We start from the raw sequence: 20,965 nt of genomic DNA on the forward strand, positions 1-20,965 counted from the left end.
TCCCGGTGCGCGGCACGCCACCGCCCGGTCGTATTTCGGGCGAGAGCTCGAGGTGCGCGACTATCGCGCCCGGCCGACGACCGCCATGATCATGGAGTGTAGGGTCGGCGTATGAGCATCAGTGTCATGAGGCGCCTCATGACACTTCAGGCCAGGAGTTCGCGGGCCAGGGCCTCGGCCCACCAGCGCTCGACGTGATCGGGTTGCCAGCCGCGTTCGCCGGTCAGCGTGGTGTAGACGTCGATGTTGCAGATCGCCGCGTAGATATCGACGGCCGACCGTATGTCTAGTCCTTGCCGGAGAACGCCGCCCGGCCACGACGAGAACACCTGGATCCTGGTCTCGTCCCCCCGCTGACGGCCGTCGCGGTAGACGTTCGCCAGCGCAGGCTCGGTGCGGCCCGCCTCGCGTACGAGCGCGATGATGTCACCGGCGCGCTCGAAGAGCCGCCGGTCGTAGCCGGCCATCGCCGCGAGCTGCCGCACCGGATCGTTCTCGGCCTCTTCCAGTTCGGCGAGCGACTGCGATGGATTTGCGGCGATGTCCGCCGCGTCGGCCAGGGCCTGGATCAGCCCGGTCTTGTTTCCGTACACCGCGTAGACGGTCGGCACCGAGACCCCCGCCTCCCGTGCCACGTCACGTACCGTGGTCGCCGCCCAGCCGCGGGAGAAGAAAAGTCGACGAGCGGCGCTGGCGATCTCACCCCTCGTCTCTGCCGCTTGCGCCACCCGGCGCAGTGATTCGTACTTCCGCCTGCCTGTCTCCGCGGTCAATGGCTTGCCCCCTTCACCTTTCGGGACTTATATTGGATATATGTTCCGTAAACTCGGCGTCGCAAGCACCTGGACGTTCTCGCGGATCGCCGGACTCGCCGGACTCGGCTTCGCCATCCTGATCGCCTCCACCAACGCCTTCCTGGTGCCGGCCGGCCTGCCCCACACCGGCGCTGAGACCAACGACGTCGTCCAGTTTTTCACCACCCGACAGGACACCGTCGGCCTCGCGTCAGCACTCGCCCCGATCGCCTGGGTGCTGGCCACCCTGTTCGGCGCCGGTGCGGTCTCCGTGCTGTGGCGTTCCGACCTCGAGCAAGGCAGCGCCTGGTCCCTGGTCGGGTTCGCCGGGGTGATCATGCAGAACATCACCTTCACCGGCGTGATGGCCACCCGGCTCGCGCTCGCGTCAACGACCGCGCAGGACAGCAGCACGATCGCCGGGCTCTGGGCACTACACAACGCGCTGTTCGTCTTCAACGGCACCTTCCTGGCACTGGCCATGACCGGCCTGTCCATCAGCGGCCGACGCGCCGGCCTGATCCGCCGCTGGCACAGCGGGATCGGGTTGCTTGCCGCCGCACTCCAGTTCGGCTCGGCCGTGCTGAGCCCTCTGGCCATCGACGACCCCGGTACGGTCGGTCTCCTCGGCCTCGTCGGCTGGCTGATCTGGGTCGTGTGGCTCGTCGCCTACGGCATCACCCTGATCCGCCCGACATCCGTTCCCATCCAGGCGATACCGAACAACCGAAGCACCGGTCCCGTTGAGTCATGTCGATCAGACCATCGGCAGGCCGATCCATCCGACGGCCACCGTCGCCATCCAGCACAGCAGCGCGTCCAACCGCCGGAGAGCGCGTAGGCATAGACATCCGCTCGTCGGCAGATCCGGGCACCGCCGTCCCCGCCTGCGGTGACTTAGCGTAGTCGAAGAATGCTCCCGGCCTGCCCTCGCCTGCGAGACGGCGAACGCGCCGGCCGGCGCTGGGAGGAAGACGACGCCGACAGCCACGCCGACCCCACAACCGCTACGAGTCCCCCATACCCAGGCGCCGACCACGACCGGGCCGCAGATCGCAAGACGCCGAGAAAACCGGGACGGATGCGTGACCGGCTTCGGTCGCCCGTCAGATTTTGACGTCGCTCCCGACCACCATCGCAGCCTATTTCAACAACTGCAATGAGTCCACCGCCCCTTCGCCTTGCCTCGGCCTGCAACGATGGTTCTCAAAACGATGCGGCGGTGGAGGAGCCAGTGCAGGTTTCGTGGGATGCCATATCAGCAATCTCTGATGCGCTAGCAGCTGCAATTGTCATAGTCGCGGCATGGATTGCATTGCGCCAGTTCAAGGAGTCTCTTTCCGCTCGGCAGCTGCAGGGAATTCTCGGGCTGATGCAGCAACTGGAGTCGAGTTCGGCGCGCCGAAGCCGGAGCTTCCTCTATCGTCACAGAGATGAGGTTGAGGCCATCCTTGGTCGAAAGAATGGACTGCGGGAACTCGACGAGTTCCTTCGCAAAACCGGACCTGCTGACGATGGACCCCACACCCTGTCCGAGCTGCGGAAAGATCTAGCGACCTTGGAGTACGCCGCGCTCCTCGCTGTCCACGGCATGATCCCTGCAACACTTGAACAGGCATATTTCGTTCCAACTGTTGTGGATTATTGGCTCGTAATGGAGCCAGTGGTTCGCGCGACACGGAAGGAGATTGGATCAGACGTGTACCTTCAGCACTTCGAGTCAATCTATAGGCTCGCGACTACTGGGCAGATCCACATGAAGAATGCATCGTTCGCCAAGGCGCGAGAGGCTAGAAGGCTCGTCGCACAGTCGAGGGCTATGGTCCTGAAGCGCACGGAGGGTTCGGACGCAGTCCCTTGGTAGTTGCCCGCTTCCGAGCTGAAGATTGGCATCCTATGAACCTCACCGCCATCGCCGAGGAACTTCGAGCGACGTTGAGCGACTATCTCGCTCTCCTCGAATACGGGAGCCGTGCCCGGGGTACCTACTCGGCCAATTCCGACTTCGACCTGATTGTCGTTACGGAGTCGCGGCACACACCATTTCGATTCCACACCAAACAAGTGGATCTGAACATAACCTCACTTCAGAGTCTTGAATTTCTCCATCGCCGCATGCTCATCAACGAGGAGGCCCCGTGGGATGGAATTTTCGCGTCGATCCGAATCATCCACTGCATCGACTTCCGCGTGGAGGCACTTATCCAGTCGATTCGGGAATCCTTTTCATCCCCGACTGAACGGTCAGGTGCGGCCGTGGACGGGCTGCGGTTCTCTCTCGCTAGAGTCATCGAAGACATGGTCGGGATCCGCGACGCTCAAGAGCTACGACTCCTAGCGGGACAGGCCGTCCACGTTTATCTCTTCTCTTGGGTCATGCTTCAAGGCGGGCGGTGGTCCGGTCTGCGAGAAGCATGGCGCAGGTTCCGAGCCAACGATGGGATTCGGAGCCGGCAGCTTGGCCTAGTGCCGACCTACACGGAGTGGGAGAGAGCCGTGGCGACCCTGCGTCCCCTGGAATCCTGGCTATTTGCGAATTTCGGTGGAGCATGGAGAAATGAGGTGCTATCCCTTGCTGGCGGATTCGAGCGCGCGGACGGCGATGAATCAATTCCTCTCACCGCTGAACAGACCACGGCGATCAACATCCTCTGCTCCCGCGCCTCAGATCCGCGCCACTGAGGAAAGGAGGAGGACGATGCGCTGGAGTGAAGCGTCGACACACTGGCTGCCAGCGCAGCCCAGATGCCGCACCAGGGCAAGGCGCGGACGTTCACCGGCGTTCTCCCGCCGCAGCCGCCGCAACTCCTCCACCTCCGAGGTCGTCGGCCGGTCGTCACGCTGACCCCGGTCGGCCTCGTCCTGGCGGATCCAGTTCCGCAGCCACGGATGACTCCCTTCAGCTCCATCAGAGGATGATCGAAAGCCTCCGAGCTACCGGGGGAACCTCACGCCAGTCCGGTGCGCGGGGAAGGCAGCCATCGATGCTCGCCTCGGTTCGGTACCCTCGGGCCTTGTGATATCCGACCTGGCGGACGTCGTAGCGGCATGCGGGTCCGCGATCGCGGTTGTCGTGACAGTCGTATTCGCGGTACGCCAACTGCGCTCGGCGCAGACCGCCAACCAGACCCTCGTTGCGATCGAGCTACTGACCCGAGACCGATCCAGCGACGAGTTCATACGCGCGGAGGACTTCGTCCTCAACGAGCTTGCCGCCCGACACCCGCCACCCGGTATCAGCGTCAGCGCCCTACCGGTCGAGGCCCGCCACCACGTGGTCCGACTGTCTCTCTACTACAACGGTCTGGGCCAGATGCTGGCGTTCGAGGCGGTCGATCCAAGGCTTCTGATGGGCACTGTCAGCTACCGCTCCCGGCAGGCGTGGCGCATCCTGGAGCCCTACATCCTCGCGGAGCGGGCCCAGCGCGGCGAGACGTACCTCTCCCATTTCGAGCACCTCGTCCACACGGCCACGCACAACCCGTGGGCCACGGCCGTACGCAAGTTCGACCTGAAGCACTTCGCCAGCTACCCCGCCGACCTCGGCATGAACGACAGTGTGACGAAAGCGAAATCACGCGAGCACGAGATCGCATAGTTCGACCGGGACGTCGAGGTCCGCGAGAGGGGCAGAGCGGCGCTCTCCACCCGAGCACCCAACCGTGCTCCGGAGGGTGCCCCGCCATTCCGCTCTCAGGCCTTGGCGAATCTCGTGGTGAGCCGCTCGGTCGCCTCGACCTCGTACTTCATGTGGTATCCGGCGGCGATCACCATTGCCTCGGCGACCTTCGCCGCGTGCTCGTGGCCCGCACGGCGGCTTTCGCGGCAAGGTCGACCGGCTGCCCGGTGGCGAGGCTGCCGGCCAGGGCGAGCAGCCGTTGGTCGTCGTCGGAGAGTTGCGCGACCGCCGGACGCGCCGTCAGCATCTGTCCGAGCGGCCGTTACGGATGCCCGCCCAATCAGGTTCGGACGGTGATCATTCGGTACCTCGGCCGCCTGCCACTGCAGCCGGCGCCGGCAGGTAGACCGGGTGGCAGGCCGGCCTCACCGACACCCTGGCCCGGATCCACCTGTCTGCCACCGCAGAAGCGGTCAGTCCGACCGAGGGGTGTACTGCGACCACAGGAGGGAAGCGGCGCCGCCAGCGCTGAGGTCTTCCCAGATTGCCTCCCTGTCGAACTCGCCGTCGACGATAAGACCGGGGCGCAGTGCGTCCGCATAGCCGGCGACAGGATGCGACCCGACGAAGGCGCTGGGTTCGCCGACGGCGACGCCGTCCAGCGACCGACGAAAATCCATGACGAAGGCGTCGAGTACCAACGCGATCGGGGTGTGCGTACGACCGTGGACAACGAGCCGGCCGCCGGGGTCGTCGCAGTCGCCGAGTACGCCCTCGTATGCCACCAGACTCCCGCTGATGACCATTTCCGGCCCTGCGGTGACTCCGCCGAGCGTCACCGCCCGGGCCTCCACATCGCCACAGACCAGGAAGAACGAGGAGCGGTCGTCGGTCACCCAGGTCAGCTCGCTGACGTGAGTCAGGTCGCCGTCGATGATGACGTGGTACGGCGGCCGGGTGAAGTCGAATGCCGACATCAGGTCCCCGTCGACCGTCCAATCGCCCTCGAACAGCCGAATCTCCTGCTGGTCGGCAGGGTCGGCGTAGGGATAACCGACATGTACAGACAACGAGAACCGCCGCTCGGCCTCACCGGGATCGATCAACCGATACGCCTCGTAGTCCCACTCCATGCGCGGCACCCTATCCCCGATGATGCGCGCCGGCATGGCCCGCTCGGGGGTTCCGGTCGACGTGCGGGCCGGTGCCGGGTTCAGCGTTTCAGGTTCACGCGTGGCACGACGCTCGGCGCCGCCAGCCGGCTGACGTTCCAGGCGGCGATGACGACGGCGATGACGAGCGACACCGCTGCGGCGCACCCGTTGTCATGACTGGAGCGAACGCAGCATCAGTGAAAGGTAGCGTTGGGAATCCGCTGCGGCGTCGGGCCCGGCGGCCAGGACGACGCCGTGGTGCGCGGCGATCAGTAGCCGGAAGTCGGCGACGGTCAGGTCGGCGCGAACGGTGCCGGCCGCCTGCGCCTGCTCCAGGAGTCGGGCGATGACACGGTCGGTCTGCTGCCGCTCGTGGTCCAGCCCGTGTCCGGATACCACCGCGTCGACGTACGCCCTGGTGAAGCCCCTGTCCTGCAACTGATATGCGCAGAGCGTTCGGATCAGCTCGCGCAGCGCACGCGCAGGATCGGGGTCGCGCAGGGCTGCGGCGTGCATGGTCGCGCAGTCTTTCCACTGATCGGCGTAGCGTCGGCGATGAGGCGGTCGCGGGTGGGGAAACGCCGGTAGACGGTGGCGACGGACACGCCGGCGTCGCGCGCGATCCGAGCCACCGTGACGTCCGCACCCTTGTCGGCGAAGGCGCGCCGTGCCGCGGCCAGGATCCGCTGTCGCTTCTCCTCGGCGTCCCAGCGCATCGAACGAGCGTACGCGCGCAGCCCTCCCCGGCGGGCGGAAGTGCGGCAACCGGACGTTGTCTTCTCTCACTGCGTTGCGGCCTGGCCAACCGGGGCCGGATGGTCGGTCCGGTTGCCCGATACGAGGAGCAGGAGACAAAAGTTGAGAACGATGGATGGCACTACCAGTCTTGTCACCGGCGCGAGCCGGGGCATCGGTCGCGCGATCGCCAAGCGTCTCGCCGGGGACGGATCACTGGTCGCAGTGCACTACGGCACGGACGGGTCGGGTGCCGAGGAAACCGTTGCGCAGATCACCGAGGCGGGCGGCGCGGCGTTCGCGGTCGGCGCGCGGCTTGGCGTCGCCGGTGACGCAGATCGGCTCTGGGCGGGTGTGGAGGCCGGTCTGGCCGAGCGTGGCGTACGGCCTGGCGTCGACGTGCTGGTGAACAACGCGGCGATCGGCGGGGCCACGCCGACGTTGGCCACGGCGCGGCCGGACGATTTCGACGAGTTGTTCGCGATCAACGTCAAGGCGCCGTTCTTCGTGGTTCAGCATGGCGTAGACCGGCTTCGGGACGGCGGCCGGATCGTCAACGTCTCGTCCGTCGCCACCCGGATCGCAATACCGGACACACTTGCGTACGCCATGACGAAGGGCGCGATCAACACGTTCAGCGTCACGTTGGCGCAGGAACTCGGCGCCAGGGGTATCACGGTGAATGCGGTGATGCCCGGCACCACCGCCACCGAGGTCAACGCGGCGTGGTTCGACGCCCAGCCGGCGCTCCGCGAGGCCGTGACCGGCCTGTCGGCCCTGCGCCGTGTTGGAGAACCGGAGGATGTCGCGGAGGTGGTCGCCTTCCTCGCCTCTCCGGCGGCCCGCTGGGTGACCGGCCAGGTGATCGACGCCTCCGGAGGGGCCCATCTCGGCTTCTCCGTCGGCCAGGGGCCGCCGGAGGCAGTGTGACTGCTTCACCTACGGCATGGGTCGGGCCGGCGGAGGCCGGCCCGTTATCGTCGTGGCATGCCCCGCGAGACCATTGATTCTGTTGCTCGCACCCGCGCCATCACCGCAGCGGCGGTTCTGCAGCAACTGGTCGATCTACGTGCCTACCCGCACCGGCACCTTGCCGTGGCCGCCAATGCCCTCGGCGGGGCCGGCATCAGTCAGGCACTCGCCGCCGCCGACTACCTCAGCCACATGGGGTGGGAACTCATTGATGTGACGGAGGTGGGGAGCAGCAGGACGCTGCACGCGATCATGCGGCGCAGGTGAGTCAGCGGATGTCAGGCCCCATCGGCACGTCAGCGGTTGACCTGACTGCCTACCCTGGAGGCATAGACGAACTTCCACGTCATGCTTGTACGGGAGGAAAGCAGAGTGGACGGATCTTCGACAACAATCGTCACCACGCCCCGCACGACCACCACGATCGTCGCCATCGCCTCCGACGACACCTACGCGCACGTCTACTCGGACGTACGGCAAATGATCGAGGATGGGTTCGGTGATACCGACACCCGTCGAGGGCCCCTGGAATTCTTCAACGCGGCAGGCTCACAACTGGTGCCGGTGTTCGGACCGACCTGGCAACTGGTCGACCTACGGGACAGCCGTGACGCACCCGACGCCGCCCGGCTGCGCCAGCGTCTCGCCGCCGTAGTGGACCACGTCGCGGCATACCTCCGGAAGCATCCCGAGTTCGTCAAGGCGAACGGGCTGACCCTCGATGAGGCACTTCTGCAGTTACCCCGACCGGCGGAGCAGGATCTCGCCCAAGTCCTGGCCCTTTTCCCGCACGACCTCGACGACGGCAAGTCCGTCCAGCCGCTCAGTCGAGGGGGCTGGTTCCACAACAGCCTTCACGCCGCCGGCTGGACGCACTGAGCGCGACCCCGGCGCCTCCGCCAGCCTTGTGGACGCACTTCCACTGTGTTCCGCTCGCAGGCCTTCAAAGATCGTCGGGCCACCAGTGCGGATCAAGGCTCTTGCCGTGGCCTTGAGGGCATCGTCCGTAACCAGTGCTGGAGACGTTCCAATGGTGGTAGCAGTACGGTGCGTCGCACTGGCCGCAGAATCCGGCGTCGTCGTAGAAGCCCGCAGAGGTTACGGCGGCGTACCGGTACGGCCGGGTGAAGGCGTCAGCGATCCGTTGCGCCTCTGCCGGGTCCACCGGCCTGCCGGATCCGTTGCCCGCCACGATCCCGGAGAACACCAGCCACCACTGCTGGTCGTCGTGGCACCGTCGGGCAGCGTTGTAGGCGTCGCGCTGCTGCGGTGACCAGCGATGCAAGTCCGCCGGCTGGCTAGCGGGAGCGACGAGTTCGACGTGTGCCGCCGGTCGCCCGCACACTGCGCACGGTGGTTCCGCTACGAAGGCATGAAGCATGACTCATCCTCTCCCTTGTCAGGCAACGGCAGCCAGCTCGTGGCGTGCCCGATCGTGGCCAGGTCGGCTTCGACGACGTCGAGCCGGATCCCGCTCGCCGTCCCGGCATTCACGTCAGGCGTTACCGAAGACGTCGGCGCGGCGATGCGACCTCACCGTGGATTGGCGACGTGTCGAGGACACGCGCTGGGCGGGGTCAACCTACCCGCCCACCGCGTGTCGCGACCGATCAGTGCGCTGCCGTGGCCGCCGACTCCGATGGGCTGGCCCCGGTCGGCGTCGCCGGCCTGGGCTATGGCGGCCAGCCGAGCAGTCGAGCGCCGAGTACGGCTGTCTGCAGTGTGAAGCGTTGGGTCGGCTCGCCGGGGTGGTAGCCGGTCAGGTCCCGGATGCGCTCGAGTCGGTAGGTGATCGCGCGGACAGACAGGTGCAGCTGCCGGGCGGCCGCGGTCTGGTTGCCCTGGTTTTCGAAGAGCACGGTCAGGGTCTCCAGGTACGGGTCGGCACCACCCCGAGCCGTGGTCAGTGGCCCGAGGACCGTGGTCACCAGGTCGGTGATGGCGTCCCGGTCACGCAACAGCACCGGGAACACCAGCAGGTCCGCGGCATTGAGTATGGGCGTGGTGAAGCCGAGCCGGACGGCGTAGTCGAGGGTGTGGCGGGCTTCGTCGAGGGACGTGGCCAGGCCGTGCACCCCCGGTTGGGTGCGGCCGACGGCGATCTGCCAGTTCCCAGCGCCGAGTTCGGTCAGGAGCAGGTGGGCGAGTTCGGCCGCGATGCCGCGTAGGCCGCCGGCGCTGATGCAGACCACGTCGCCGTCGCGAAGGGTGGTGAGGGTGTTGCCCTCGCCGAACCTGGAGGCCAGCGCGGCATCGATGCGGTGCGCGATGCCGGGAGTCAGGCCGGCCGCACGGGCGATGAGGACGGTGTGGGTGGCCGACAGGCGGATACCGTAGCGGTGTGCGCGCTCGGCCAGACCGCCTGGGTCGGCGCGGCCGGTGAGTAGGTCGTTGACGAAATTGGCACGTTCGTTGTCGTGGCGATCCAGTTCGGCACGGTTCTGCCGGTTGTAGCCGTCGATAGCTGCGGTGAGCAGGGCACGGGCGGTGTCCAACAGGGCCCCGGCGCGGGAGTGCACGGCGGCGGCCGCGTCGGCCGGCTCGGCCGGGGTGGCGCTCCAGCGGGCATTCGTGGCATCCAGCAGAGCGGTAACGAGCTCGCATAGCGTCAACCCCTCATCTGCTGCGCGGGCACCCAGGTTGATCGCTGCCTGACGCCGGGCACTGGCCGCGACGTACAGCAGATCCTGGCAGTTGGCCACCAGCCAATCGGCGTCGTTCACGGGCTGTTCCTCGTCGGCGTGCTGGTGGCGGCCGGTGCACGGCGGCCACCAGCCTCAGGTTTACACACCGATGTCGCGGCGGTCGAACACGATGACTCCGGCGGTCGTGGTTGCGGCACCGAGGAGCACGAGGGTGGAAAGCTCGGTCGGGTGCCAGCCGGTGTGCAGCGGGTCCGTGCCGATGAAGTAGTGGAACGGTGAGAGCCAGCGCACCCAGTTCCACCCGTCGAGCATGCCGCCGATGGCGTTGGCCATGTAGGTGGCCACGGCAAGGCCGCCGGTGATCGCGAGGACGGCGGCCCGTTTTCCGGTGGCGGCACCAACGAGGAAGGCGACGCCGGCGAAGCTCCAGACCAGGGCGACCAGACCTGCGGACGCGGCAGCGACGTTGGACAGGGCGATGTCCATGCCGATCCAGGGAACGATGATCATCAGCAGAATCCCGGGGATGGCGGCGATCCCGGTGAGCGCGCTGCCGGCAGCGGCCACGCGTTGCCGGGCGAAAGCGGCGCGCGACACCGGGTTCGCCAGCATCAGCTCCATGCCACCGTCCTCCTCCGGCCGAGCGATCGTGCGGGCCGCCAGCGTGATGGCGCACATCAGGACCAGCAGTGGGCCGACCAGGCTGAAGATGGTCGCCTGCAGATAGCCGGCCGGTGACAGCATGTCGGCGATGCCGAGGAAGTCCAGCATGCCCTGGGGCAGCGCGTCCTGCTTCAGCTCCGCGGCTCCCTGGAACTGGCTGTAGAACGAGGTGTAGATGGCGGTGAAAGCGGCGACGCCGCCGGCCCACCCGATCAATGCCAGGCGGTCGTCACGCCAGGTCTTACGCACCAGCGCGGGAAGCATCGCCGGCTCCTTCCCCGTGGTAGTAGAACGACAGGAACGTCTCTTCCAGGTCGGGCTCGGCCGACAACATGTCCACCACCTCATGACGAGCCGCCGCCTTGATCAGCGGGTCGATGCGGCCGTCGACAGTGCATTTCAGCACCGGCCCGGACACCACCACGTCACTGACTCCGGGCAGGACACTGAACTCTGCCGGGTCCACCGGATCATCGAAATGGATCTCGACGGCACGGACCGCCCGCTTTCCCAGCGACTCAACCCGCTCGACCGCGGCCAACTGGCCGTCCCGCACAATGGCGACCCGGTCGGCCACCTGCTGCACCTCGGCCAGGACATGAGAGGACATGAAGACGGTCTGCCCGGCACCACTGGCGTCGCGGACCATGGCCAGGAACTCCTGCTGCATGAGTGGATCCAGCCCACTGGTCGGCTCATCCAGGACCAGCACCGCCGGCCGATGCATGAACGCCTGCACCAACCCGACCTTCTGCTTGTTGCCCTTACTCATCGTCCGTACCGAGCGCGAGAGATCCAGCTCGAGCCGCTCCGCGAGTTCGGTCACCTGCGACCAGGGCACGCCGCCGCGTGCTGCGGCGAAGAAGCGCAGCTGGTCCTCCGCCTTGTCCCGCCCGGGAAACACGAGCTCGCCCGGCAGGTAGCCGATCTGACGGTGCAGTTCGGCCTTGTCCTTGCGTGGGTCGAGTCCGAGCACCCTCGCGTGTCCACGGGTGGGGCGCAGGAAGTCGAGTAGCAGCCGGATCGTGGTTGTCTTGCCTGCTCCGTTGGGTCCGAGGAATCCCACCACCTCCCCGGCGCGAGCCTCCAGGCTGAGGCCCTCGATGCCGCGGCGCTGACCGTAGAACTTGGTCAGGTCCTCGGTGAGTAGGGCGATGTCGCTTGTCATACCCACATCGTCGTCGGCGTTCCTATCTGGCATCCAGGTCAGCATCCGGCTGACATGACGCCGAGACCGTTGCCGAACATCGGAAGCGGTAGCCCGTTCGTCAGCCCCGGCCGCCGCCACGCCGCGACCGCCGGGATCGCCCCCGAGTCAGGTGCGCCGGCAGGTCATGCCGTGCGGGCGTCTGGAAAGGTCCGAGGGCTGCCTTGGTCAGATCGCACGTCAGGTCAAACGACGTGTAACGCATCCCGTTCGACATCGGCCACCCCCGGCAAGGACCCGTGGTACGCGCGCCTGCCGCGGCTGGACCACGCGGACGCGGTGCGATGGGCGTGAGCGGCGCGCGCCCACGCCTCGCACCGGTTGCCGACGGCCGATCGGTGACCGGTGCGCCGGGTGCTCTCAGTTCGCCGGGATGCCGGCCCGGTGCGCCAACAGACCCGCCTGGGTCCGGTTGTCGCAGCCGAGCTTCTCCAACAGGCGGGAAACGTACCCCTTGACCGTCGCCTCGGAGAGGCAGAGTCGTCGGGCGATCTGCTGGTTGGAGCGGCCGGCGCCGAGACAGCCGAGGACCTCGACCTCCCGGGGGGTGAGCGCGGCGACCCGTTCCCGCACCCGTTCTCCGTCGTGCCGATTCGACACCAGCCGCTGGGTCGCCGTCGGGGACAACACCGTGTGCCCGGCGGCGGCGACCCGCACCAGGATGACGAGGTCCTCCGGCGCCGTGGACTTGAGCAGGAAACCGACGGCACCCGCCCGCATCGCCCGCAGCACGTACTCGTCGAGGTCGAACGTCGTCAGCGCGACGATCCTCGGTGGCGCCGAGGACCGGGTGAGGTGCTCGATGGCGGTGAGCCCGTCGACGCCCGGCATCCGCAGGTCCATCAGGACCAGGTCCGGCCGGTACCGGGTCACCGCCTCCACGGCCTCCGCCCCGTCGTACGCCTCGCCGACGACCTCGACGTCCGGGGCTGCTTCGAGAATCGTCCGCAGGTAGGCGCAGACCATCCGTTCGTCGTCGACGAGCAGGACCCGGATCATCGCGGCACGCCCGTCGGCACGTACCCGGGCAGGGTCGCCCGCACCGCGAAGCCGCCCTCCGGGGTCGCCGCCGCGGTCAGGGTGCCGCCCAGCACGTCGACCCGACTCCGCAGGCCGGCCAGGCCGGCACCCTCGCCGGCGGCGGCGAGGTCCGGGTCGGGGGCGCGGTCCGGCCGGTCGTTCGTCACTGTCGCGCGGACCAGATCCGGCTGGTACCGGATCGACACTGTCACCTGCGAGCCTGGAGCGTGCTTGTGCACGTTGGTCAGGGATTCCTGCACCACCCGGAAGAGGGTGCGCCGCATGGCCGGTGCCAGCGCCGACGGGTCACCCTCCTCGTCGAGACGGACCGCCAGACCGACCGCGCGCGAGTCGGTCACGAGATCGTTCAGGTCGCCCTCCGCAGACGGCTCCTGCGCTGCGGCGCGGGTCGTCGACTGGTCGCCGTGCCGCAGCACGCCGAGCAGGTCGCGCAGCTCGGCCAGCGCCTGGCAGCCCGTCGTCCGCAGCTCCTCGGCGGCGCTGTGAACGGCGGGATCCGTGGTGCTGGTGCCCAGCGCCCCGGCGTGCAGCACCATGAGGTTGATCCGGTGAGTCACCACGTCGTGCATCTCGCCGGCGATCCGCAGCCGCTCGTCGATGCGGGCCTGCTCGGCGAGGAGCAGCCGCTCCTGCTCAGCGCGTTCAGCGCGGTCGAGCAGCTCCGCGACGAGCCTGCGGCGGGCACCCACATAGAGGCCGAGCAAGGCCGAGATGGCCAACAGTCCGGGCCCGCTGAACGGGTCGTCGACCGTCCAGAGCCGCGCGCCGAGCAGCCAGCACACCGCGAGCGCCGCGATCACCGCCCAGGACCGCCGCCGGTCGCGGCCATAAACGATCACCGCGTACGGCGCGAGGAAGACCGCCGACGCCGGCACCAGCAGGCTGACGCCGGCGATGACCAGGGCCATCGGGTACGGCCGACGCCGACGCAGCAGCAGGGTGACCGCCGCGACGACCTGCACCGCCGCGTGGACCCAGACAGGGGCCGGGAGATGCCTCGACCCGGCGCTCGGGAAGGCGACCTCACGGGCCACGCCGGCCGCCGCCGCTACGACGACCAGCAGCACGTCGACGACGAGTGGCGGCACCCTTCGGCGGTCCACCGCGCTCATGCGTTGCAGGTTAGCCGGGCCGGCCGGGATCGGCGCGGCGAGCAACACGGGTAGCGACGAAGGGACCAGGGGACGCGACGAAGGTAGGTTGCGGAGGCGACCTCCGGGCCTGCCTCGACCGGGTACGACTGCTGTGGCATTGCCGGATGGCACATTCGATTGATCCCGTGGCGCAACCGGCCGGGTTCCACCGCATCGACGAACTTGACGCGCTGCGTGGGCTCGCGCTCCTCGGCATCGTCATGTTCAACATCGTCCAGATGACCCACCTGAACCGGGTTTCCGGACCGGCCGACGAGCACGTCGGCGCGTACGTCTGGGAGCTGCTCTTCGTGCAGCGGCCGTTTCCCATCTTCTCGCTGCTCTTCGGGATCAGTTTCTCGCTCTTCCTGCGTACGGCGGCCCGGCGCAGCGACCGCCCCCGGCTGGTGCTGCTGCGCCGGCTGCTCTGGCTGGGTCTCTTCGGCGCGCTACACACCCTGATCCAGCCCGGCGAGGTGTTGAAGTTCTACGCCGCGTTCGGGCTGGTCGTGCTCCTGCCGGCGTCGTACCTGTCCCGCGGCTGGGCGCTCGGGCTGGGCATCGTGTCGACCCTCGCCGCCGCGCTGACCTTCAACGGTGTCTTCATCATCCCGGGCCTTTTCCTGCTCGGCCTGGCGATCGCGGAGTACGACATCCCGGACACGCTGCCGTCGCGCGGCCGGCAACTCGCCCTCGCCCTCGCCGTCGCGGTGCCGGTCGCCGCGGTGATGGGCTGGTTGCAGTTCCGGGCTGGAGTCGGTGCGACCGCCAACTACCGCGTCCTGCCGGCCGGTCTCGCGTTCGCTTTCCTCTTCACCGTCGGGTTCCTGCTGCTGATGCGAACCGCCCTGCGACGGCCGCTCGGCGCGCTGCTGGCCCCGCTGGGTCGGGTGGCGCTCACCAATTACGTCGCCGCGTCGTTCCTGATCGTGGCCGGTGACGTGCTGCTCGACATCGGATCCCGGCCTCCGTACGGCGCCGTGGTCGCACTGGGCCTGGCGATCGGGGTCGTGCAGGCGATCTTCAGCGTGCTGTGGCTGCGTTCCTTCCTCTACGGTCCGCTCGAATGGCTCTGGCGGTGCCTCACCTGGTGGCAGCGGGTGCCGATCCGCCGCGCCTGATGGACGAACCTGCCATGGTGCGGATGGGCGGGATGTTTGTGCGGTCCGGACGGGGTGCGAGGCCGAACGTCGGGGTTGAGCTGGTCAGGCGGTGCAGGTTCTCGTTGATCCTGGGCGGTGACCGTTGGCGAACCTGTTGGCGGCAGCATTGCCCATGTTGATCACGCGGCGTCTGGCGTCGACCCCCGGCACACCGTGGGTCCGTGTGCCGGTCGCTGACCGCCCAGCAGGCGCCACCTTGCCTTTGAGTGTTCGGTGGGAGTGTGGTTTTCCGCACCCTGGCCATTGAGGTCGGCCTGTTGGGGCCGGTGGTTGGCCTCATGGTCCGGGCCGTGGTGAATTCATAGCGTTGTCGGCATGATCCGTTTGTGGCACGCGTCGATGCATGCTGGCCTGTTGGCACGGGAATCTGATCCGCCGCCGGGTGGTCTGGTCGGTTTGGTGACTGGTCTGATGGAGCGGTTCGGCGCTCCTGGGGCGGGCTTGGCGGTCGCGTTGGAGAACCTGTTCCCGCCGATCCCGACCGAGGTCATCCTGCCGCTGGCCGGACTCACGGCCAGTCAGGGAAGGATGAGTCGCTTCGCCGCGGTCATCTGGACCACGATTGGTTCGGTGCTGGGGGCGGCGATGCTGTACTGCCTCGGCGTCGCGTTCGGGCGGGACCGGGTCCGCGTAATCGCGGCTCGGTTGCCGCAACCGTACGGGTGGGGAACACGCGTCGGGGCGTACGAGCCATCCGGGACCGACGATCCGGCCTCAGTCGTACGCAGCAGCGTGTACGGAATTCCGCGCCGGTCGGAGAATCGCCGATGACCCCGGGTGTGGTGAACCCCGCACCGACGGGGCACCGCCGACCGCATACCGTCCGTACGTCGTTCACCAGCCGGGTGGGCCGGTGGAGCGCGAACCATCCCTGGCTCGCGATCGCCGCCTGGCTGTGTTTCGTGCTGGCCAGCGTGGTCGGTGGGAGCCTGGTCGGCACGGTGCAGGCCACCACGCAGGACAGCCTGCACGGAGAACTGGCCCGCGCGGACCGCATCGAGCAGGCCGGCGAGTTCCCGGAGGCTCCGGCAGCCGAGAGTGTCCTGATCACGGCGCGAACCGGCGAACTGGATCTCGAACGTGCGCAGGCTGTCGCGGTCGAACTGTCGGCGCGGATGCGCGGGCTGCCGGAGGTGGCGAGGGTGGCTGATCCGGTTACCTCCCTCGATCGGGACGCCGTGCTGGTCGAGGTCGAGATGACCGGTTCGGCGAACGACGCGGACACGCGGGTAGGACCGCTGTTGGAGGCTACGACGCGGGCGCAGCAGGCGTATCCCGACCTCTGGGTGGAACAGGTGGGTTCGGCGTCCCTGGCGAAGGCGTTGACCGAGACGCTGGCGGCGGATTTCGTCAAGGCGGAGTTGATCAGCGTTCCGGTGGCGCTGGTGATCCTGCTCTTCAGCTTTGGTGCGTTGATCGCCGCCGGGGTGCCGGTCGTGCTGGCGTTGTCGGCCGTCGCCGGTGCCATGGGGCTGGCGCAGATCGCCTCGCATGTCTTCCCGGCCGGGGAACTGGTCAGCAGCATCATCCTGCTGATCGGCATGGCGGTCGGCGTCGACTACTCCCTGTTCTACCTGCGCCGTGAGCGGGAGGAACGAGCCCGCGGTCGTGACCATCGCAGCGCGGTCGAAGTCGCGGCCGCCACCTCGGGGCACGCGGTGATGGTCTCCGGCTTCGCCGTCATGGTCGCCATGGCCAGCCTGTTCCTGGTCGGCGACAACACGTTCAGTTCGATGGCAACCGGCTCGATCCTGGTCGTCGGGGTCGCGGTGATCGGGTCTCTCACCGTGCTACCCGCGATCCTGGTCACCCTCGGACGTTGGGTGGATCGGCCACGAGTGCCTTTCCTCGGTCGGCGAATCCAGCGGGCGGAACGCAGCCGCTTCTGGGCGGCGGTGCTGCGGCCGGCCTTGCGGGCACCGCTCGTGACGTTCGTGCTCTCCGCCGGAGTACTGGTTGTCGTCGCCGTCCCCGCGTTGCAGATGAATCTCAAGCGGCCGACCGTCACCGACCTGCCCCGCTCGATCCCGATCCTGCGCAGCTACGACCGCTTGGCCGAGGCGTTCCCGAGCAACGACCTGGGCACCGGCCATGTCGTCGCGATCCGCACCGAGGCCGCCGCCCGACCTTTGGTGGAGCGGGAGATCTCCGAGCTTTCCAGCCGGATCATGCGGGATAGTCGGTTCGCACAGGACCGTCCCCCGACCGTGCGCAAATCCGCCGACGGCACTGTCTTCCTGGCCACCGTCCACGTGGCGGGCACCAGCGACAGCAGCGAGGCGACCCAGTCGCTGCGACGGCTGCGCACCGAACTGCTGCCGCAGACGGTCGGCACGGTCCCAGATACGGAGTGGGCGGTGGCCGGCCGTACCGCGAGCGACGCCGACTTCCGCGACCAGATGGCGGCGGCACTCCCGCCGGTTGTCGCGTTCGTGTTCGGCATGACATTCCTGATCATGCTCGTCACGTTCCGGTCGGTGGTGGTGGCGTTGACGTCGATCCTGCTCAACACGATCTCCGTAGCCGCCTCGTACGGACTGCTGGTGCTGGTGTTCCAGCACACCTGGGCGGAAGACCTGCTCGGGTTCACCTCCAACGGTGCGGTCGTGTCGTGGCTGCCGCTGATGCTGTTCGTCATCCTCTTCGGGCTCTCGATGGACTACCACGTGTTCGTCGTGAGCCGCATCCGCGAGGCGGTCCAGCGGGGCGTACCGACCCGGCAGGCGATCGAGCAGGGAATCGTCTCGTCAGCGTCGACGGTCAGCAGCGCCGCGATCATCATGGTCGCCGTCTTCTGCATCTTCGCCACCCTGTCGATCGTCGAGTTCAAACAACTCGGCGTGGGGCTCGCCGCCGCGATCCTGATCGACGCCACGGTCATCCGCGCGGTCGTCCTGCCGTCCCTCATGCGGCTGCTCGGCGAAGCGAACTGGTGGGCCCCGCGATTCCTCGCCAGCCGTCGTCCGGCCCACGTCACCCGACACGACAGCGACCCCGACTCCGACACGCAGGTCATCCTGATGACCGGCGACCGGTAGCCGGGCGGGGTGGGCAGCCGGACACACACACAGTGTTCGCGACCCAGGCCGCCATCTGCCCGAACGGCGTGGATCTGACATGTCACGAGCAATGGAGAGGAGGGCGTGCTGGCAGAAGGCGCCGACGTCGGACCTACACACACCGAACCGAAAGGAGGACGGGCACACGCACCCGAAAGGGCGCGGCGGCCCTGACCACGAATGAGCACTTGGGACCCCACAGCGGCAGGCGTGCTCCGACTGCCCTCCGGCCGACTTGTCCGCGGCCGGGCACTCAGACGCCCGCTCCCGCAGGGCATGCAGCCCACTTTCGCGCTCTACCTTCTCGGCCGCCAGCCGACGCCCGTGGCGTGGGAGCATCGATGGCTGCGCTGGCCCGACTTCCGGCTGCCATCCGACCGTGCGACAACCGCCGACGCGCTGTACGAGGCATGGGCCCGCGCCGAAAACGATCGCGTCGAGATCGCCTGCGGGGGCGGAAAGGGACGCACCGGCACGGCCCTCGCCTGCCTCGCCGTGATCGACGGAGTACCCAACGACCAGGCAGTCGCCTATGTCCGGCAGCACTACGCTCCGCGTGCCGTCGAGACCCCCTGGCAGCGCCGCTTCGTCTCCCGGTTCCGATAGCCGCTCCCGGGAACTGGTTCTGGCTCCAAGGCCAAGCTCACCAACGACTCCTTACCGCCTTGACCTGCGCACACCTCTCTACCAGGCGGCACCACGCCCGCAACCACATCGGTCGCTCGGGAAGCACGCCCACGATCACCGCACCTAGGGTCTGTTTCATAAGGGCGGTCGAGCCGAGGCGGAGTCCGGGCGGCGATCCGGCAAGGCACGGTGGTGTCCGGATACCGGTGTTGTATCCGGATGCCACCGCAACGCCGCCGGTCGTCGTCCGGGCCTGCCGCAGGCCGGCCAGTTCTTATGGAACAGACCCCAGTGGGCGGAGCCACAATTCTTTGGCGATCGTTCCAGTTAGCCGTACGCTGGCTGCATGGCTCGTACCCGGGAGTTCGACATCGATGCGGCGGTGGCCGCGGCCATGGAGGCGTTTCGGCGCCACGGCTACGAGGGCACCTCGATCCGCGACCTCAGCGAGGCGACGGGCCTGGGCAGCGGCTCGATCTATGCCGCCTTCGGTAGCAAGGAGGGGTTGTACCTGGCCTCGCTCGACCTCTACCGGCAGCGGTACGCGACGCCCCTGATCGACATGCTGCACTCGGGCAACGACGCCCGGGAGGTGATCCGCGAGGTTTTCATCGCCGCCGTGGATGAGATCGCCCGGGACGGGAAACACCGGGCATGCCTGATCGTCAGCGCCACGGTCGAGCGGGCCCGCGACGACCTGCGGGTCGCCGAGCGGCTCCGGTCGACGACTCGGTCGCTGGAGTCCGCCCTCTTCGACGTGCTCGCCGAGGGACAGCTGCGGGGTGAGATCCGCAGCGGACGCAGCGCCTCGGACCTCGCCGCCTTCCTGGTCACCAGCCTTCAGGGCCTACGGGTGATGGGCGGGATCAACCCCGACCGGTCCACCCTGATGCGTTCCGCCGAGGTTGCGCTGAGCTGCCTGGACTGACCGGTTCCCTGGGCCATTCGGGCCCCCGTCGTACCCAGATTCTGTAACGATCACTCAAGATAATGATGGAGTAAGCGGATGAAACAGACAGGTGTGGGCATCATCGGGCCCGGCGCGTGGGCGTCGGTCTCGCACATCCCGGCGATCGCGGCATCCCCGTCATTCGACCTGCGCGCGGTCAGCACGTCCCGGCGCAGCTCGGCGGAGGCCGCAGAGGCCAGGTACGGGGTGCCCGGGTACGACGACCACAACGACCTCATCAACCATCCAGGGGTGGACCTGGTGGTCGTCGCGGTGCAGGTGACCCAGCACTTCGAGCTGATCTCGGCGGCGCTCGAGGCGGGCAAGATGGTCTACAGCGAGTGGCCGCTCGCCAACGGCCTGGCCGAGGCCGAGCGCCTCGCCGAGCTGGCCCGCCGGGCCGGCGTCCGTACCGTGGTCGGGCTTCAGGGACGCTACGCCCCCGAGGTCCAGCACGCCCGTGACCTGATCCGGGACGGATACGTCGGCGAGGTGCTCGGCACCACCCTGGTCGGCTCCGGCATGGTGTGGGGCGGAGTGGCCAACCGCAGCCAGGCTTACTGGTTCGACAACACCAACGGCGCCACCCCGCTCACCTCGGCCACGCTGCACGCCCTCGACCCGGTGCACTTCGTCCTCGGCGAGTTCGACAAGGTCGCGGCCAACCTCGTGGTGGCGCGCAAGGAGACGACGATCGCCGAGGACGGCACCCGGATCCCCGTCACGGTGGCCGATCAGGTCGCCCTGATCGGCACGCTCACCTCCGGCGCGGCCGCCTCGGTCTTCTACCGAGGCGGCGCGTCGCGCGGCGAGAACCTCCGGTGGGAGATCAACGGCAGCGACGGCGACCTCGTCCTGACCTCGGACTGGGGCAACATGCAGGTCGCCCAGCTCACCCTCGCCGGTGGCCGCGGTGCGGACGCCACCGCCACCACCATCGAAGTCCCCGCGTCCTACTCGGACGGGATCCCCGCGGATCTGGCCGGAACCCCGGCCGCAAGCGTCGCGCGGCTCTACGCGCAGTTGGCCCGCGACCTGGCCGACGGCGCCCATACCGTGCCCGACTTCGCGCACGCCCTCAACCGGCACCGCCTCATCGACGCCGTCGAGCGCTCGTCGGCCACCGGCATCGCTCAATCCCTGTAGTGACCAACCGGCGGCCGGCGCCCCGGGGCGCCGGCCGCCTCCCCCGATCTGGAGCCGA

General features: G+C 68.1%; 23 protein-coding genes and 1 pseudogene. 13 read left to right on the forward strand and 11 right to left on the reverse strand.

The genetic code is table 11. From position 1 onward, the window contains the following. Positions 1 to 146: 146 nt before the first annotated feature. The gene (locus tag O7616_RS25370) at positions 147 to 611 is read right to left on the reverse strand and encodes a hypothetical protein (RefSeq protein ID WP_282304308.1); all 465 of its coding nucleotides are present in this window, start codon (positions 609 to 611) and stop codon (positions 147 to 149) included. A 34-nt stretch (positions 612 to 645) separates the two neighbouring features. Between O7616_RS25370 and O7616_RS25375 the strand changes: the two genes are divergently transcribed. The 4 genes from O7616_RS25375 to O7616_RS25390 all read left to right on the forward strand — a co-directional run bounded on the left by O7616_RS25375 (position 646) and on the right by O7616_RS25390 (position 4,392). Next, a complete protein-coding gene (locus tag O7616_RS25375) occupies positions 646 to 1,635 on the forward strand; it encodes a hypothetical protein (protein ID WP_282304309.1) in 990 nt (329 codons plus the stop codon). A gap of 381 nt (positions 1,636 to 2,016) precedes the next feature. Next, positions 2,017 to 2,658 carry a hypothetical protein gene (locus tag O7616_RS25380; RefSeq protein WP_282304310.1) on the forward strand — a complete coding sequence of 214 codons (642 nt, stop codon included), beginning with the start codon at positions 2,017 to 2,019 and terminating at the stop codon, positions 2,656 to 2,658. A 32-nt stretch (positions 2,659 to 2,690) separates the two neighbouring features. Further along, complete coding sequence (locus O7616_RS25385; RefSeq protein WP_282304311.1) at positions 2,691 to 3,476, forward strand: nucleotidyltransferase domain-containing protein; 786 nt, start codon at positions 2,691 to 2,693, stop codon at positions 3,474 to 3,476. Positions 3,477 to 3,867: 391 nt separating this feature from the next. Next, positions 3,868 to 4,392, forward strand: coding sequence for a hypothetical protein (locus tag O7616_RS25390; RefSeq protein ID WP_282304312.1), 525 nt, complete (start codon positions 3,868 to 3,870; stop codon positions 4,390 to 4,392). A 169-nt stretch (positions 4,393 to 4,561) separates the two neighbouring features. On the opposite strand, the gene O7616_RS25395 is transcribed toward O7616_RS25390, so the two are convergent. The 4 genes from O7616_RS25395 to O7616_RS25410 all read right to left on the reverse strand — a co-directional run bounded on the left by O7616_RS25395 (position 4,562) and on the right by O7616_RS25410 (position 6,283). Next, on the reverse strand, positions 4,562 to 4,720 hold the full coding sequence (locus tag O7616_RS25395) for a hypothetical protein (RefSeq protein WP_282304313.1): 159 nt from the start codon (positions 4,718 to 4,720) through the stop codon (positions 4,562 to 4,564). A gap of 166 nt (positions 4,721 to 4,886) precedes the next feature. Continuing rightward, positions 4,887 to 5,546, reverse strand: a complete 660-nt coding sequence (locus O7616_RS25400; protein WP_282304314.1) for a hypothetical protein — start codon at positions 5,544 to 5,546, stop codon at positions 4,887 to 4,889. A 192-nt stretch (positions 5,547 to 5,738) separates the two neighbouring features. Further along, positions 5,739 to 6,083, reverse strand: a complete 345-nt coding sequence (locus O7616_RS25405; RefSeq protein WP_282304316.1) for a hypothetical protein — start codon at positions 6,081 to 6,083, stop codon at positions 5,739 to 5,741. Next, complete coding sequence (locus O7616_RS25410) at positions 6,029 to 6,283, reverse strand: helix-turn-helix domain-containing protein (protein ID WP_282304317.1); 255 nt, start codon at positions 6,281 to 6,283, stop codon at positions 6,029 to 6,031. Before O7616_RS25410 ends, O7616_RS25405 begins: the two co-directional genes overlap by 55 nt. A gap of 112 nt (positions 6,284 to 6,395) precedes the next feature. Between O7616_RS25410 and O7616_RS25415 the strand changes: the two genes are divergently transcribed. From O7616_RS25415 to O7616_RS25425, 3 genes are all read left to right on the forward strand, one after another. Beyond that, positions 6,396 to 7,232: an SDR family oxidoreductase gene (locus O7616_RS25415; RefSeq protein WP_282304318.1), complete on the forward strand. Its 837-nt coding sequence runs from the start codon at positions 6,396 to 6,398 to the stop codon at positions 7,230 to 7,232. Between the two features lie 57 nt (positions 7,233 to 7,289). Further along, positions 7,290 to 7,541: a transcriptional regulator gene (locus O7616_RS25420; protein ID WP_282304319.1), complete on the forward strand. Its 252-nt coding sequence runs from the start codon at positions 7,290 to 7,292 to the stop codon at positions 7,539 to 7,541. A 105-nt stretch (positions 7,542 to 7,646) separates the two neighbouring features. After that, positions 7,647 to 8,153, forward strand: a complete 507-nt coding sequence (locus O7616_RS25425) for a hypothetical protein (protein WP_282304320.1) — start codon at positions 7,647 to 7,649, stop codon at positions 8,151 to 8,153. Between the two features lie 64 nt (positions 8,154 to 8,217). On the opposite strand, the gene O7616_RS25430 is transcribed toward O7616_RS25425, so the two are convergent. The 6 genes from O7616_RS25430 to O7616_RS25455 form a co-directional block, all read right to left on the reverse strand. Beyond that, on the reverse strand, positions 8,218 to 8,655 hold the full coding sequence (locus tag O7616_RS25430) for a hypothetical protein (protein ID WP_282304321.1): 438 nt from the start codon (positions 8,653 to 8,655) through the stop codon (positions 8,218 to 8,220). A gap of 292 nt (positions 8,656 to 8,947) precedes the next feature. Further along, positions 8,948 to 9,997 carry a helix-turn-helix domain-containing protein gene (locus O7616_RS25435; protein WP_282304322.1) on the reverse strand — a complete coding sequence of 350 codons (1,050 nt, stop codon included), beginning with the start codon at positions 9,995 to 9,997 and terminating at the stop codon, positions 8,948 to 8,950. A 60-nt stretch (positions 9,998 to 10,057) separates the two neighbouring features. Next, positions 10,058 to 10,846 carry an ABC transporter permease subunit gene (locus tag O7616_RS25440; RefSeq protein ID WP_282304323.1) on the reverse strand — a complete coding sequence of 263 codons (789 nt, stop codon included), beginning with the start codon at positions 10,844 to 10,846 and terminating at the stop codon, positions 10,058 to 10,060. Next, entirely contained in the window at positions 10,824 to 11,795 is a 972-nt protein-coding gene (locus O7616_RS25445) for an ABC transporter ATP-binding protein (protein ID WP_282304324.1), read from the reverse strand. The genes O7616_RS25440 and O7616_RS25445 overlap by 23 nt, the downstream gene beginning before the upstream one ends. A 354-nt stretch (positions 11,796 to 12,149) precedes the next feature. Further along, a complete protein-coding gene (locus tag O7616_RS25450) occupies positions 12,150 to 12,788 on the reverse strand; it encodes a response regulator transcription factor (protein ID WP_282304325.1) in 639 nt (212 codons plus the stop codon). Next, entirely contained in the window at positions 12,785 to 13,942 is a 1,158-nt protein-coding gene (locus O7616_RS25455; protein WP_282304326.1) for a histidine kinase, read from the reverse strand. Before O7616_RS25455 ends, O7616_RS25450 begins: the two co-directional genes overlap by 4 nt. 146 nt (positions 13,943 to 14,088) lie before the next feature. Between O7616_RS25455 and O7616_RS25460 the strand changes: the two genes are divergently transcribed. The 6 genes and pseudogenes from O7616_RS25460 (at position 14,089) to O7616_RS25485 (ending at position 20,907) form a co-directional block, all read left to right on the forward strand. Continuing rightward, the gene (locus O7616_RS25460; protein ID WP_282304327.1) at positions 14,089 to 15,084 is read left to right on the forward strand and encodes a DUF418 domain-containing protein; all 996 of its coding nucleotides are present in this window, start codon (positions 14,089 to 14,091) and stop codon (positions 15,082 to 15,084) included. A gap of 357 nt (positions 15,085 to 15,441) precedes the next feature. Then, positions 15,442 to 15,777, forward strand: a pseudogene (locus tag O7616_RS25465) (DedA family protein); the annotation flags it as partial. Positions 15,778 to 15,893: 116 nt separating this feature from the next. Next, a complete protein-coding gene (locus O7616_RS25470) occupies positions 15,894 to 18,164 on the forward strand; it encodes an MMPL family transporter (protein WP_282304328.1) in 2,271 nt (756 codons plus the stop codon). A gap of 297 nt (positions 18,165 to 18,461) precedes the next feature. Next, entirely contained in the window at positions 18,462 to 18,791 is a 330-nt protein-coding gene (locus O7616_RS25475; protein ID WP_348773835.1) for a protein-tyrosine phosphatase family protein, read from the forward strand. A 367-nt stretch (positions 18,792 to 19,158) separates the two neighbouring features. Further along, positions 19,159 to 19,740: a TetR/AcrR family transcriptional regulator gene (locus tag O7616_RS25480; RefSeq protein WP_282304330.1), complete on the forward strand. Its 582-nt coding sequence runs from the start codon at positions 19,159 to 19,161 to the stop codon at positions 19,738 to 19,740. A gap of 78 nt (positions 19,741 to 19,818) precedes the next feature. Then, positions 19,819 to 20,907, forward strand: a complete 1,089-nt coding sequence (locus O7616_RS25485) for a Gfo/Idh/MocA family oxidoreductase (RefSeq protein WP_282304331.1) — start codon at positions 19,819 to 19,821, stop codon at positions 20,905 to 20,907. Positions 20,908 to 20,965: the final 58 nt, after the last annotated feature.

It is taken from the genome of Micromonospora sp. WMMD964 (assembly GCF_029581455.1).
Lineage (GTDB): Bacteria > Actinomycetota > Actinomycetes > Mycobacteriales > Micromonosporaceae > Micromonospora.